The 14,336-nt window shown below is 61.2% G+C and carries 13 protein-coding genes; 7 read left to right on the forward strand and 6 right to left on the reverse strand.

Going from position 1 to position 14,336, the window contains the following annotated elements:
• Positions 1 to 91 precede the first annotated feature (91 nt).
• From DFR48_RS08870 to DFR48_RS08885, 4 genes are all read left to right on the forward strand, one after another.
• On the forward strand, positions 92 to 1,024 hold the full coding sequence (locus DFR48_RS08870) for an AraC family transcriptional regulator (RefSeq protein WP_114362998.1): 933 nt from the start codon (positions 92 to 94) through the stop codon (positions 1,022 to 1,024).
• A 133-nt stretch (positions 1,025 to 1,157) separates the two neighbouring features.
• Positions 1,158 to 1,820, forward strand: coding sequence for a FadR/GntR family transcriptional regulator (locus tag DFR48_RS08875; protein WP_114362999.1), 663 nt, complete (start codon positions 1,158 to 1,160; stop codon positions 1,818 to 1,820).
• Positions 1,821 to 1,829: 9 nt separating this feature from the next.
• The gene (locus DFR48_RS08880; RefSeq protein ID WP_114362805.1) at positions 1,830 to 3,032 is read left to right on the forward strand and encodes a mandelate racemase/muconate lactonizing enzyme family protein; all 1,203 of its coding nucleotides are present in this window, start codon (positions 1,830 to 1,832) and stop codon (positions 3,030 to 3,032) included.
• A gap of 35 nt (positions 3,033 to 3,067) precedes the next feature.
• Positions 3,068 to 3,988 (forward strand): DMT family transporter, encoded by a 921-nt coding sequence (locus DFR48_RS08885; RefSeq protein WP_210205976.1) that lies wholly within the window; start codon positions 3,068 to 3,070, stop codon positions 3,986 to 3,988.
• A gap of 66 nt (positions 3,989 to 4,054) precedes the next feature.
• On the opposite strand, the gene DFR48_RS08890 is transcribed toward DFR48_RS08885, so the two are convergent.
• From DFR48_RS08890 to DFR48_RS08915, 6 genes are all read right to left on the reverse strand, one after another.
• Positions 4,055 to 5,062: a TRAP transporter substrate-binding protein gene (locus DFR48_RS08890; protein ID WP_114362806.1), complete on the reverse strand. Its 1,008-nt coding sequence runs from the start codon at positions 5,060 to 5,062 to the stop codon at positions 4,055 to 4,057.
• 46 nt (positions 5,063 to 5,108) lie between these two features.
• Positions 5,109 to 6,386 carry a TRAP transporter large permease gene (locus DFR48_RS08895; RefSeq protein ID WP_114362807.1) on the reverse strand — a complete coding sequence of 426 codons (1,278 nt, stop codon included), beginning with the start codon at positions 6,384 to 6,386 and terminating at the stop codon, positions 5,109 to 5,111.
• On the reverse strand, positions 6,386 to 6,919 hold the full coding sequence (locus DFR48_RS08900; protein ID WP_114362808.1) for a TRAP transporter small permease: 534 nt from the start codon (positions 6,917 to 6,919) through the stop codon (positions 6,386 to 6,388). The genes DFR48_RS08895 and DFR48_RS08900 overlap by 1 nt, the downstream gene beginning before the upstream one ends.
• Positions 6,920 to 6,924: 5 nt before the next feature.
• On the reverse strand, positions 6,925 to 8,091 hold the full coding sequence (locus DFR48_RS08905; RefSeq protein ID WP_114362809.1) for a fumarylacetoacetate hydrolase family protein: 1,167 nt from the start codon (positions 8,089 to 8,091) through the stop codon (positions 6,925 to 6,927).
• A 236-nt stretch (positions 8,092 to 8,327) separates the two neighbouring features.
• The gene (locus DFR48_RS08910; RefSeq protein ID WP_114362810.1) at positions 8,328 to 9,044 is read right to left on the reverse strand and encodes a FadR/GntR family transcriptional regulator; all 717 of its coding nucleotides are present in this window, start codon (positions 9,042 to 9,044) and stop codon (positions 8,328 to 8,330) included.
• A 35-nt stretch (positions 9,045 to 9,079) separates the two neighbouring features.
• On the reverse strand, positions 9,080 to 10,519 hold the full coding sequence (locus DFR48_RS08915; RefSeq protein WP_114362811.1) for an FAD-binding oxidoreductase: 1,440 nt from the start codon (positions 10,517 to 10,519) through the stop codon (positions 9,080 to 9,082).
• A 136-nt stretch (positions 10,520 to 10,655) separates the two neighbouring features.
• Between DFR48_RS08915 and denD the strand changes: the two genes are divergently transcribed.
• Genes denD through DFR48_RS08930 form a run of 3 tightly spaced genes read left to right on the forward strand, consistent with a single transcriptional unit; the run spans position 10,656 to position 14,331 of the window.
• The gene (denD, locus tag DFR48_RS08920; RefSeq protein ID WP_114362812.1) at positions 10,656 to 11,639 is read left to right on the forward strand and encodes a D-erythronate dehydrogenase; all 984 of its coding nucleotides are present in this window, start codon (positions 10,656 to 10,658) and stop codon (positions 11,637 to 11,639) included.
• Entirely contained in the window at positions 11,636 to 12,535 is a 900-nt protein-coding gene (locus DFR48_RS08925; protein WP_280956418.1) for an NAD(P)-dependent oxidoreductase, read from the forward strand. Before denD ends, DFR48_RS08925 begins: the two co-directional genes overlap by 4 nt.
• Positions 12,536 to 12,546: 11 nt before the next feature.
• Entirely contained in the window at positions 12,547 to 14,331 is a 1,785-nt protein-coding gene (locus DFR48_RS08930; protein ID WP_114362813.1) for an IlvD/Edd family dehydratase, read from the forward strand.
• The last annotated feature ends 5 nt before the right edge of the window (positions 14,332 to 14,336 follow it).

Below are 14,336 nucleotides of genomic sequence, written 5' to 3' on the forward strand. Positions count from 1 at the left end.
GTTTCAGCCTGAATCAGATGGCGTTTTAGGGCTATGCGGGTACTATTGTCTGGTGCTTCGTCTCTGAGAATAGATGGTTCCGGACAAAAAGATGGACAAAATCGAAGGCAACGCTCTTGGTGGAATTTCGGTCAATGCGCTCAGCCTGACGTTGACGCGCTCGACGATCAAGATGCAGCACTCGCCGACTTGGAGGATCGACAAGTGCAACAGCGTGCACGACCTTGTCATTTGCCTTACGGGCACTGCCGAATACGAGATCGGCGGCGAGAAGGTGATACTTTCTCCCGGCAGGGCGATGCTGATCGAAGCCGGGAATCGGTTCATCGGGCGAACGCTTTCCAGCGATCTGTACACCGGTGTCGCCCAACATTTCACGCTGGATGTCTTCGGACGAATGGACCTAATCGCGCAGATGGATCTGCGTCATTCTGTAGAGATGCCACACTGGTCGATGCTCGAGCCTCTCGTGCGGCACTACCGGGAAACGGCGCCTCCGTCTTCGACAAACCTCGCGCAGCATCATCTCTTCATGGTCTTGCTGATCGAATTCATCGAGGCCGCATTCCTGGGGTGGCGCCGGCCGTCGCAGGCCGCGGCCAACAATCCCGACGCGCTATCGCTCAGTGTGATGGTGGCGGCGAGCCAGATCGCAGCCGATCCGCTGAACGACGGTATAGTCGAAAGCGCGCTTGCTTCCATCGGCTACAACCAGGACTACTTCCGTCGAGAGTTCCGCAGGCAGGTCGGGCTGACACCGCACAAATATCAGGAGTTCAAGCGGATGGAGCGGGCGATGGGCGTGCTTGCCGCCGGAGGCTCGGTCAAGAAGGCTGCCGAATATGTCGGCTATGCCGACTTCTATTATTTCTCCCGCATGTTCAAGCGATATATCGGAATCAGTCCGGCTGGCTATAAGGCTGCCGAGAAACGCCACCGCGACGGAGGCTTTCCCCGTGGTGAGGAGGACGGACTGGCCGTATTCCCCATTCTCGCCAGGAAGAGCGTAATCGGAAATCACTGACTTTTTTGTCGAAGCGGGCTACGTTTTCCAAAACCTGTATTATAGGTTTTGGAAAACGTAGGAGACACACTTGGATCAAGACATCACCTTGCCACCGGCTGCGGCATCGTCCGGTGACTTTGTTGCTGTCGCGATGACGGCGATCACCCGATTCATCCGTGAGAATGCATTGAAACCCGGCGATCGCCTTCCGGCAGAATCCGTGCTTACCAGAGAACTTCATGTCTCCCGTACGGTTGTGCGAGAGGCGCTTCGCTCTCTTGCGGCCCTTCGTCTGGTCGATCTCGGAGCAGGGAAGCGTCCGACCGTCGCGCAACTCGACGACGAGACGATGGCGATGATGATGGCGCATGGCGTCATCACCGATCAGATCGGGGTACAGCACATCTATGATGCTCGCCGAACTATCGAAGGTCGCACAGTTGCACTGGCGTCGCTGCGCCGTACCGACGCGGAGGCTCGCGAAATTCTGCACCATGCCTGGTCTATGGAGCGGGATTTCGACCAGCCTTCCGCCGTCATGGAACACGATATTGCGTTCCATCTCGCAATCGCCCAGGCGTCACGCAATCCGGTCTTTTCCCTGATCATCGGAGCCTTCCGCGAGGTGATGCGTGAAACCTGGCCCATCGGCTGGCGCAGCCGTGCACGCGACGAGGATCGCCGCGCCGTGCCGCGCCTGCATGTGGAACTGGCGGAGGCCATTGCCGCTGGCGATCCAAACGCGGCCGTCGATCTGATGAACCGGCACTTCGACGACAGCACAAAGGCCCTTCTGGTTGCCGGATTGATCTGAGGAAACCTTATGAGAATTACGGCGCTCGAAACCGTGCGCGTCGCCGAACGCGCCAATCTTCTCTGGCTTCTGGTGCATACGGATGAGGGCATAACCGGTCTGGGCGAGACTTTTTTCGGCGCCGGGACAGTCGAAGCCCATGTGCACGAGTACATTGCGCCCCGGGTAATCGGTCGTGACCCGCTGGAGATCGACCGGCTTGCAGCAGATCTCGTCGGGTATCTCGGCTTTCGCTCCTCGGGCGCCGAGGTGCGGGGCAACTCCGCCTTCGACATCGCGCTCTGGGATATATTCGGCAAGGCGACAGGTCAGCCGATCGCGCAGTTGCTCGGCGGCTTCACCAGACGGGAGATCCGGACCTACAATACCTGCGCCGGAACCGAGTACATCAAGAAGACGACCGGGCAGACGACCGTGAATTACGGCCTTTCCGAGGGGCGCGACTATGACGATCTGAACGGCTTCCTGCATCGCGCCGACGAGCTTGCCCACTCCCTGCTGGAGGAGGGAATTACCGCCATGAAGATATGGCCGTTCGATGCAGCTGCAGAGAAGATGCGCGGCCAGTACATCTCGGCGCCGGATCTGAAACTGGCATTGAAACCCTTCGAAAAGATCCGAGCGGCCGTCGGCGACCGGATGGACATCATGGTCGAATTCCATTCGATGTGGCAGCTCCTGCCGGCGATCCAGATCGCGAAGGCGCTCACGCCTTTTCAGACGTTCTGGCATGAGGATCCGATCAAGATGGATAGCCTCTCCAGTCTGGCGCGCTATGCTGCCGTGTCGCCTGCACCGATCTCGGCCTCGGAGACGCTCGGCTCCCGCTGGGCCTTTCGCGACCTTCTCGAAACCGGCGCGGCGGGTGTCGTCATGCTCGATGTCAGCTGGTGCGGCGGGTTGTCGGAAGCCCGCAAGATCGCTGCCATGGCGGAAGCCTGGCATCTGCCCGTTGCCCCGCATGACTGCACGGGACCGGTGGTGTTGTGCGCGTCGACGCATTTGTCTCTCAACGCACCAAATGCGCTCGTGCAGGAAAGTGTTCGAGCATTCTATCGTACCTGGTACCGGGATCTGGTCACTGCCCTTCCCGAGGTCCGCAACGGGATGATTACCGTTCCTCCCGGTTCCGGACTTGGAACGGAGCTTCACCCGGAGCTCGACCGAGCCTTCACAGTCACACGCCGCCGATCAGATGCGGCGAGTATCTGAAACGCTGTTCCGGCACCGACACAGCAGAGGATAGAATGTCAACGCCCCCCACCCTTTCGTCCGCCACCCGCATGCCTGCCATCGCCGGGCCCCTGGTCATGTTGCTCGGCATGCTTCTGTTCGGTCTGAACGATGCCATGGGCAAGTGGCTTCTCTCCAGCTATGGCCTTGGTCAGGTGGTGCTTATCCGCAGCATTGCGGCTCTTCTCGTCCTCTCGCCCTTCCTTTGGAAGGATGGCATCCCGTCGCCGTCGAAGATCGAGCGGCCATCCATGCAAATCCTTCGGGTGGTTTTCTCGACCGTCGAGATTCTCTGCTTCTACTACGCCGTCATGTATCTGCCGCTGGCCGACGTGATGACCTACTGGCTGGCCGCTCCGATCTATGTCGCGGCGGCCTCGCCGCTACTGCTGGGCGAGAAAGTGGGATGGCGGCGCTGGAGCGCGATCGCGATCGGCTTCTTCGGCGTCATCATCGCGCTGGAGCCATCACGGGCGATGTTCACACTGCCTGCACTCATCTCGATCGTCGGCAGCGCCGCCTTCGCGTTCATGATGCTGTCGGGGCGCGGCCTCCGCAAGACTCGCGACCGTGCGCTCGTCTTTTTCCAGATCGTGGGCGCGGGCCTCGCCGGTCTCGCATTCTCCCCATTCGACTGGGCGCCGGTCTCCTCGGTTCGCGATCTTCTCTTGCTCGGCCTGTTGGGTATCGTTGCCATGGCGGCGCACATGCTCGTCAATCGCGCCCTCAAGATCTCCGACGCTGCGACGGTCGCGCCGCTTCAGTATACGCTGCTTCTCTGGGCTGTTGTTTTCGGATGGATGTTCTTCGGCGACGTGCCCCGTATGAGCATGATGATCGGCGCGGGGCTGATTGTCGCCTCCGGTCTCTTCATCTTCTTCCGCGAGCGACAGCTCAAGAAGCGGGACGCTGTTCTTCCTGCTATCCCCGAATGAGAAAACCCGCGTGCACCCTCAACGAGGGCTTCACGCGGGTCCATACTCCAGGGAGGAGGTTCTTACTTACTTCTTGCGCATATCCGCCAGGATGCTCTGGACACGATCGACGACGTCGGCGCCGATCTCGTCCTTGTGCTTTTCATAGACGACCTGCGACTTCTCGAGCATGCGGGCATACTCTTCGGGGGACAGTGTGTTGACCTCGACGCCGGCTGTCTTGATCTTCTCGAGTGACTTCTGGTTCAGTTCGCGGATGACCTTCCGCTCCACGTCGCGGCCAACAACCGCACATTCGCGAAGGGCCGATTGCTCGTCCGGCGTGTAGGTATCAAAGATTGCCTTCGAGAAGAGGAACAGGAAGGGCGTGTAGGCGTGCTTGGTCTCGCTGACGTAGTTCTGCACTTCGTAGAACTTCGACGTGTCGATCGTAACGTACGGATTCTCCTGTGCATCGATGGCCTTAGTCTCGAGCGCGGAGAAGACTTCGCCGAACGCCATGGGTGTAGCATTGGCACCGAAATTCTGGAAGGTATCGAGGAAGATGTCGTTCTGCATGACGCGGACCTTCATGCCCTCCAGGTCTTCCCACTTGGTCACCGGCTTCTTTGAGTTCGAAAGATTGCGGAAGCCGTTCTCCCAGTACGCCAGGTTCACGAGGCCTGCCGCTTCGAGCTTTTCATTGAGGAACTGGCCGAATTCGCCGTCCATCACGGCGTCCGCTTCCTCGTTGCTGGTGAAGAGGAACGGAAGATCGAAGACGCCGAGCGCGGGAACGATGCCGACGAGGGGCGACGAAGAGGTCACGACCGCTTCCTGCACGCCGGAACGCAACGCCTGTGTCGCCTGCAGATCGCCACCGAGCGCGCCGCCCCAGAAGGCCGTCAGCTTCAGCTTGCCGCCGGACTTCTCGTCGAGGCACTTCTGCATCGCTTCGACGCCGTTGCCGACCGGGTGGTCGGCATTGATCCCGTTGGAAACACGAATATTGCGGTCATTGTATTCGGCGAACGCCGGCACGGCGGCAGAGCATGCAAAGACGATGGCAGTCGTGGTCAGCAGCAGATTTCTCATGGATTCCTCCCATTGAGTTGGATGAAGTTGCAGGTTCAGGTCGCTGTCAGTGCAGCCAGCGAGCAGGTACGAGGACCAGATCCGGAAACAGGACCAGGGCGAAGAGAACGGCGACCTGCGCAACCAGGAAGGGCGCTACGCCCACCGTCACCTTGCCGAGCGGCACGCGGCCGACGCCGCTGACGACGTTCAGCACCACTCCAACGGGCGGGGTCAGCAGGCCGATGCAGGTATTCATGATGAACAGGACGCCGAAATAGACCGGGTCGATCCCCGCCTGCTTGATGATCGGCATCAGCACGGGTGTCAGGATCAGGATCGTGGGGGTCAGGTCGAGCGCCGTCCCGACGACCAGTACCACGAGCATGATGACGATCATCAACAAGGTCGGACGGTTGATGAGGGGCTCGATGTAGCCAGTAATTTCAGCGGGAATATTCGCCGCTGTGATCAGCCATGCCGAGACGAGCGCCGCGCACACCAGGAACATGATGACAGCTGTCGTCTTGGCTGCCTGAAGGATGACATGCGGTAGTTCCCTGGGTGACAGTTCCCGGTAGATGAACATGCCCACGAACAGGGCGTAGGCTGCCGCGACGACGGCCGCTTCCGTCGGGGTAACGACGCCGGCCTTGATGCCTCCGAGAATGATGACCGGCATGCCCAGCGCCCAGAGTGCCCGGCCGGTGGCACGAACACGTTCCTTCATCGGAGCGCGCGGCAGGGCCTCGACCTTGTCTTTGCGCACCACGATGAGCCAAGTGGCGATCAGCGCGCTGCCCATCATCAGGCCCGGCACGATACCGGCCATGAACAGTTGGGTGATCGACACGTTGGCGGAGACGCCGAAGACGATGAAGGCCATCGACGGCGGGATGACCGGGGCGATGACGCCGCCGGCGGCAATGAGGCCGGCGGAGCGCGGCACGTTGTAGCCGGCCTTGGCCATCATCGGAATGAGGATGGCGGCGAGCGCTGCCGTATCGGCGGCCGCGGAGCCCGAAATACTGGCCATGATGACTGCGGCCATGATCGCGACAATGCCGAGACCGCCGCGGATGTGACCGACGCAGGCAATGGCAAAATCGATGATGCGCCGCGACAGGCCGCCGGCATTCATCAGCTCGCCCGCGAGAATGAAGAAGGGGATGGCGAGCAGGGTGAAGGTGTCCGCGCCGGCGATCATGTTCTGGGCGATGATCTGGGTGTTGAACATGCCCATGAACCACATCAGCACGACGCCGCAGAACATCAATGCGAAGGCCACCGGGACGCCGACCGCCATGGCGCCGAGCAGCGAGACAATGAACACGACCAAGGTCATCAGGCGCGCTCCGACAGATGCTCGAGGGACGTGTTCTCGCCTGCAAAGGCGGCGATCTCTTCTTCGGTGACGCGGCCGGTCACCAGGCGGAACAGTCGTTCGAGCGCGATCAGAACGACGCCGGCGCCGGTGAAGAAGCCGATTCCGTAGACCCAGATCATCGGCAGTTTGGTTACGGGCGAGGTCATGCTGGCATTGATAGGCGCCTGTTTCCACGTGCCCCAGAAGAAGATCGCCGATACCGCGATAATGATGATGTTCGAGAGGATCATGCAGATGATCCGGCCCTTGCGGCCGAACAGCATGACCAGGGTCTCAACGCCGACATGGGCGTGTTCGCGAAATGCCACCACCGCGCCAACGAAGGTCAGCCAGACGAAGAAATAGCGCGAGAGCTCGTCAGAGACGTTAAGACCGGAGTTGAAACCATACCGCATGACCACGTTGACGAAGACCATCACCGCCATCGCTGACAGAAAGAAGATCAGCAGCATTTCCAGGAAGCGGTAGAACGTATCGATTATCTTCTGCATGGCCCTCAAACCTTATCCAGAAGACCACGGGCGGCCAGATTGCGGATCAAGGCAGTCGTGCCGAAGGTCCATTCCGGGCAGGCGTCGCTGCGTTCCACCCAGTTCACCAAACGACCGAGTTTCGGCGTCGAAATCTCGACGCGGTCGCCGATTTCGTGGGTAAACCCGAGGCCCGGGGCATGGCGGTCCTTCACAGGAGCGAACATCGTGCCGAGGAAGAGCACTGCGCCATCCGGATACTGATGGCTGCGGTTCAGCATCTGGGACACCAGGTTCTCGGGGGATCGGCTGATTGCCTCCATCGGACTTTCACCTGACATCTCGAAACCATCTTCGCCCCGCACGTTCAGCGAGACCTTCACCCGCCGCAGATCGTCGAGTGTGAAGGTCTGATCGAACAGGCGGATGAACGGCCCGATCGCACACGAGGCATTGTTGTCCTTGGCCTTCCCCAGCAGGAGTGCCGACCGTCCCTCGACATCGCGCAGGTTGACGTCATTCCCGAGGGTCGCACCGACGATCCGCCCGTCGGTCCGAACGGCGAGAACGACTTCCGGTTCCGGATTGTTCCAGGAGGAGATCGGGTGAAGGCCGACAAGTGCGCCGCAGCCAACTGCGGACATTGGCTGTGCCTTGGTGAAGATTTCGGCATCGGGTCCGATACCGACCTCGAGATACTGGGACCACAGACCCATCTCCTGCAGCAGGGCTTTCACGCTGGCAGCCTGCGGCGAACCCGCGACGAGACCGCGCAGACTGTCTCCGAGAACCGGAGCCAGGCGCGAGCGGATTTCCTGAGCGCGGAGCGGGTCGCCTTTGGCCTGCTCCTCGATCACCCGCTCCAGCATGCTGTCTGCGAAGGTTACGCCGGCGGCCTTGATTGCCTGCAGGTCGACGGGGGCAAGCAGGGCCCCTTCACGGCCGGACAGAAAATCGTCGAGCGATCCGAGGTCGGGGAAGGTCTTCGGCTCGCGCAATCTCGCGACCAGATCCTCGATATCGAGCAGTGACACCATTGTGGCCGCCAGCGACGTCAGATCCAGAATTCGGCCGCTCGAGACGAGGACCGGACAGGGGCCGCCGGCGGCATTCGACCAAACGCGACCAACCAGCAGAGCATCGGCCTCCTCCGGCAGGATGGTCTCCGCATGAAGGATACGATCAGTGTTCATTCTTGTTCCTCCCCAGCTTCCCGTTTCACCGGACCGCCCTCCGAAGCGGTTCGTTGCCGTATTGTCAGGATGTCAGACAACATTACCGCTGATCTTTTATTACTCTGTGTTGCTCGTGTCCAGCGTGGAAAGAAGCGCCGGGCGGGAAAGTTGCCGGGTCCGATCATGGCACGGTCCGACGGTCAAGAACGGCGGAGCTTGCGTGATCTGCTGCGGGAAGCTGCCGCTGCTGTCCGCTAGAAGGTCTCGAGTGTGAGATCGAGCCGGGATGCAGCACCAAGCAGGTGTTGGCGCATGGCGTCGCGTGCCTTCAGCGGATCGCGCAGCGCGACGGCGTCGCGGATCACCACATGTTCGGCAATCGTCACCTCGACGATCTCCTCGAGCACGGCCGTTGCACGTGCCGCGTTGATAGCATGGCTGATCCGCTCGGCGATAAAGCCGATGAAAAGGGGGAAGTATTCGTTGTGGGTCGCGGCGGCGAGGGCGCGATGGAACGCAAGATCAGCGAGAATGCCTTGCTCGGTCCATTTTTCGGCTCCGGTCATCAGATCGAGCGCAGCGTTGAGTTGCTTCATATCCTCGGAATCATAGTGAACCGCGGCGAGGCCGGCGGCCTCGATCTCGAGTGGCATGCGGAGCTGGAAGAGACTGCGGAAACTCTCGCGGTCGACGAGCTCTTCCTGTTCGATCCGGATCGCCGGACGCGTATGCATATCCCTCACGAAGGCGCCGACGCCCTGCCGTGTTTCGACGAGCCCTTCGTTGCGCAGCTGCGCGATTGCCTCGCGCACCACCGATCGGCTGACGCCGAACGCCTTGGCCAGAATGTGTTCGGTTGGCAGCTTGTCGCCCGGTTTGATGCGGCCCTCACCGATCTCGCGTGCGATATGGGTCGCAATCCGCGCCGGTAGATGCTCGCTTCGCCTGATCTGGCTGAAGTCTATCGCCATGGAAAACACTGCCTCCCGAACAATCCTCGCTTATTCTACGATAATTCCCCCAAATTCAATTGGCATCTGGGATTCATGACCATTGCCGGATCAATGGCCTTCTTGATCGCGGTCAGCAGGTGGCGCTGAACATCGGGCAGCCGCTCCTCGAAGTCGGCGCGCTTCAGCCGGCCGATGCCGTGCTCCGCGCTGATGCTGCCGTGATAGCGGTCGAGCACGGCGTTGATCGCCTTCTTGGCTGTGTGGATGCGAACCGATCGTTCGGCCGCCGATAATCCCGATGGGGGCATAACGTTCAGATGCACGTTACCATCGCCGACATGGCCGTATGACACGCAGATGCAATCCGGTGCGGCGGCCGCGACGGCAGCCTCGGCTTCCCTCACGAAGTCGGGAAGGCGCGATAGCTGCACCGAGATATCCGTGCGTAAATGCATTCCACGTCTCGCCTGACCTTCATTCATTCCCTCCCGGAAGAGCCACAGGTTGCGCGCCTGGGCGGCGGAAGCGGCGACGACGCCGTCGATCACCAGTCCGTCCTCCAGCACATTCTCCAGGAAACGTTGCATCAATTCGTCCACGTCGACGAGGCCCGAGCCGGAAATTTCCATCAGTACATAGACGGGGCAGTCTCCGCCGATCGGCATTGCGAGATCGGGCATGGCCTCCCGGGCGAGCGTGAAGGCAATGGGAGGCATGAATTCGAAGGCGGACATGAGATCACAGCAATCGCGGCGCGCACGCCGATACAGTTGCATGACGTCTTCCAGCGAGTTCAGCCCGAGAAGGGCGGTGGCCACACTATCAGGACAGGGCGTCAGCTTGACGGCGACGGCGGTGACAATGCCGAGCGTACCTTCCGCGCCAATGAACAATTGCTTGAGATCGATCCCGCGGTTGTCCTTCCTGAGCGTGGAGAGGGCGTCGAAGACCGTTCCATCCGGCAGCACGACCTCCAGGCCGAGCACCAGCTCCCGCGTCATCCCGTAGCGCAGAACGTTTATGCCGCCGGCATTGGTCGAGACGTTGCCGCCGATCCGGCAGCTGCCCTGTGCTCCGAGTGCAAGAGGAAAGAACATGCCCTTCGAGGCAGCAATCTCTTTCGCCTCGGCAAGGATGCATCCGGCTTCGACGACCATAGAGAAGTCGTCGGGGTCGACGGAGCGCACGGCCTTCATCCGCTCCAGACTCAGGATCACCTGACTTTCCGGTCGATCCGGGATCGCGCCGAGAACAAGCCCGGTATTGCCGCCTTGCGGAACGATCGAAAGGCCCAATTCCAGACAGGCGCGGACCGCTTCGCACACCTCGGCAGTCGAGCGGGGTCGTATCACCGCAACAGCATTGCTGGTGACGTCGCCGTGCCAGTCGCGGCAAAAGGGCAACATTTCCGCCGCCTCGGTAAGGATCGCGGCATCGCCCATGCGGGCACGGAGAGCAGCCTGCAGATCGGCAGTGGTATAGGAGCTGTGCATTTTCGGGCCTTCATGATCTTCGGGTATGGCTCAGCGGAGCAAATAGTCTATTCTCAATCGGACCATATAAGGTTATCAGACAACCTTACAACATAATTTGATGCGCGATCTGGTGCGCCCTGGGGGAGAAGTCTTCATGCACGTTCTTATCATCGGTGCAGCAGGAATGGTTGGGCGCAAGCTCGCGGCCCGTCTTGCTGAGTCAGGCAGCCTCGGAGGTCATCCGATCGAGGCAATGACCTTGACGGACGTAGTGACGCCGGAAGCCCCTGCCGGGTACGCCGGCAAGGTCGTAACCGAGGTCGCCGATCTGTCGGCTCCCGGCGCGGCGGGAAGACTCATAGCTGCGCGGCCTGACGTCATCTTCCATCTGGCGGCGATCGTTTCCGGCGAGGCCGAACTCGACTTCGACAAGGGCTATCGTATCAATCTCGACGGCACCCGTTACCTGTTCGACGCGATTCGGGAGGCCAATAACGATGAGGGCTATCGGCCGCGTGTCGTCTTCACCTCGTCGATCGCCGTCTTCGGTGCGCCCTTGCCCTATCCCATTCCCGATGACTTCCATTCGACGCCGCTCACCAGCTACGGAACGCAGAAAGCCATCTGTGAGCTGTTGCTGGCCGACTACAGCCGTCGCGGCTTTTTTGACGGAATCGGAATCCGGCTGCCGACGATATGCATCCGGCCTGGAAAGCCGAACAAGGCTGCCTCCGGCTTCTTTTCGAGCATTCTGCGTGAGCCTCTGGCCGGACAGGAGGCCGTCCTGCCCGTCAGCGAGGATGTCCGCCACTGGCACGCTTCACCGCGCTCGGCCGTGGGATTCCTCGTTCATGGTGCCACGATCGATCTCGAAAAGGTCGGGCCCCGCCGGAACCTCTCCATGCCGGGCCTGAGTGCGACCGTCGGCGAGCAGATCGAGGCACTCCGGCGAGTTGCCGGCGAGAAGGCGGTCCGGCTTATCCGACGTGAGCCGGACGAGATGATCATGAAGATGGTTGCCGGATGGGCGCCGGGCTTCGAGGCCAAGCGTGCGACGGCTCTTGGCTTTGTCGCCGAAAAGTCGTTCGATGAGATCATTCGCGTTCACATCGAAGACGAGATGGTAGGAAAGCTGTGATCGATACCAGCCACAATGGGCTTCCGAGTATCGCTTTTCTCGGTACGGGCCTGATGGGCGCGCCGATGGCTCGGCGCCTGCTTGGTGCCGGCTTCAAAGTGACGGTCTGGAACAGGGACATGTCCAAGGCGGAGGCGCTGCGTTCGGCAGGCGCAGATGTCGCTGCAACGCCGGCGGATGCTGCGCGCGGCGTCGACGTCGTGTTCACGATGTTGAGCGACGGCAAGGCGGTGGAGGAAGTTCTCTTCACGTCCGGTTGTGCGGACGTCCTTCGTCCCGGCACCGTTCTGGTCGACACGAGTTCGATCGCACCGCCGATCGCGAAAGACCACGCGGCGCGGCTTGCGGCGCGCGGGATACACCATCTCGATGCACCCGTTTCTGGAGGTGTCGTCGGAGCAGAAGCCGGCACTTTGGCTATCATGGCCGGCGGGGATGCTGCAGTCGTTGAGCGTCTCGCGGCCGTCTTCGCCGCGCTCGGTCGGGTGACCCATGTCGGTCCGAGCGGTGCGGGGCAAATCTGCAAGCTCGCCAATCAGCAGATCGTCGCGATCACGATCGGCGCGGTGGCCGAGGCGATGGTGCTGGTCGAGGCTGGTGGGGCCTCCCGGGAGAGGTTCCGAGAGGCAATACGCGGAGGGTTCGCCGAAAGCCGGATCCTGGAATTGCACGGTGCCCGGATGATCGCCCGCGACTTCAAACCAGGCGGTCCCTCGCGGCTGCAGCTGAAGGACCTCGACGCGGTCATGTCGATGGCCGACCAGTATTCGCTCGAGCTGCCGCTGACGGAGCGGGTTCGAAGCGAGTTTTCCGAATTCGTCGCTGCCGGCGGTGGAGAGCAGGATCACAGTGCCTTGCTTCTCCACCTCGAACGGTTGAACGGACACAAGGCATAAGGTGAGAAGACATGACTGAGGACAAGAAGGAACGGCGCAGATTGCGCTCGCAGGATTGGTTCGACAACCCGGACCATGCCGACATGACGGCGCTCTACCTCGAGCGCTTCATGAATTACGGCATCACGCCGGAGGAACTGAGGTCCGGAAAACCGATCATCGGGATCGCCCAGAGCGGCAGTGATCTCAATCCCTGCAATCGCCACCACCTCGAACTTGCCCGCCGCGTCCGCGACGGCATTCGCGATGCCGGGGGTATTCCGATCGAGTTTCCGACTCACCCCCTGTTCGAGAATTGCAAGCGGCCCACGGCAGCGCTCGATCGCAACCTCGCCTATCTCGGCCTCGTCGAGATCCTCTATGGTTATCCGCTTGACGGGGTCGTCCTCACGACGGGTTGTGACAAGACCACACCGTCCTCTCTGATGGCCGCTTCCACCGTCAATATTCCGGCGATTGTGCTCTCCGGTGGCCCGATGCTCGACGGATGGCACGACGGTGATCTCGTCGGCTCCGGCACCGTGATCTGGCGCTCGCGGCGCAAGTATGCGGCGGGCGAGATCTCGCGCGAGGAGTTTCTGGAGGCCGCGCTCGATTCCGCGCCCTCGGTCGGCCATTGCAACACGATGGGAACCGCCTCGACCATGAACGCCATGGCCGAGGCGCTCGGCATGTCGTTGACTGGTTGTGCCGCCATTCCGGCGGCTTACCGCGAACGTGGGCAGATGGCATACCGGACCGGGCGCCGCGCCGTCGAACTCGTGCTCGAAGACGTGAAGCCTTCCGATATCCTTACCCGTGAAGCTTTTCTCAACGCGATCTGCGTCAATTCGGCAATCGGCGGCTCGACGAATGCACAGCCGCATCTCGCAGCGATGGCGAAGCACGCAGGAGTCGAGCTCTATCCGGAGGACTGGCAGGTCCACGGCTACGACATCCCGCTTCTTGCCAATGTACAGCCGGCCGGCGCCTATCTCGGCGAACGTTTCCATCGTGCGGGGGGCGTCCCTGCTGTCATGTGGGAACTCCTGAAAGCCGGCAAGCTGGACGGCGGCTGTCCGACGGTGACCGGCAAGACGATGGCGGAAAATCTTGAAGGAAGGGAGGCATGTGACCGCGAGGTGATCCGTTCGTTCGACGCGCCGCTCAAGGAGCGCGCCGGCTTCCTCGTCCTCAAGGGCAATCTCTTCGATTTCGCCATCATGAAGATGAGCGTCGTCTCGGAAGAATTCCGCGCCCGCTATCTTCGTGATCCGGGACGCGAAGGCGTATTCGAAGGAAAGGCGGTGGTATTCGACGGATCCGAGGACTACCACCGCAATATCAACAATCCGGAGCTCGGAATCGACGAGAACACCATTCTCGTCATCCGTGGTGCGGGACCGCGTGGATGGCCGGGTTCGGCCGAGGTCGTCAACATGCAGCCGCCGGACGCTCTCCTCAAGCGCGGCATCATGAGCCTGCCGACGATCGGCGACGGCCGTCAGTCTGGAACGGCCGACAGTCCGTCGATCCTGAACGCGTCCCCCGAAAGTGCGGCGGGTGGCGGGCTGTCCTGGCTCAGGAATGGCGACGTCATCCGCATCGATTTCAACAATGGCCGTTGTGATGCACTTGTGGAGGATGCCGAGATCGCAAGACGCAAAACGGAAGGTCTGCCCGCTGTGCCTCCGGACGCGACGCCCTGGCAGATGATTTATCGCAAGACAGTGACCCAGCTGTCTGACGGTGCGGTGATCGAAGGGGCGCCGGAGTTCCGCAAACTGGCCGAAAAGCTGCCACGGCATAACCACTAACCGTT

It is taken from the genome of Ciceribacter lividus (assembly GCF_003337715.1).
Lineage (GTDB): Bacteria > Pseudomonadota > Alphaproteobacteria > Rhizobiales > Rhizobiaceae > Allorhizobium > Allorhizobium lividum.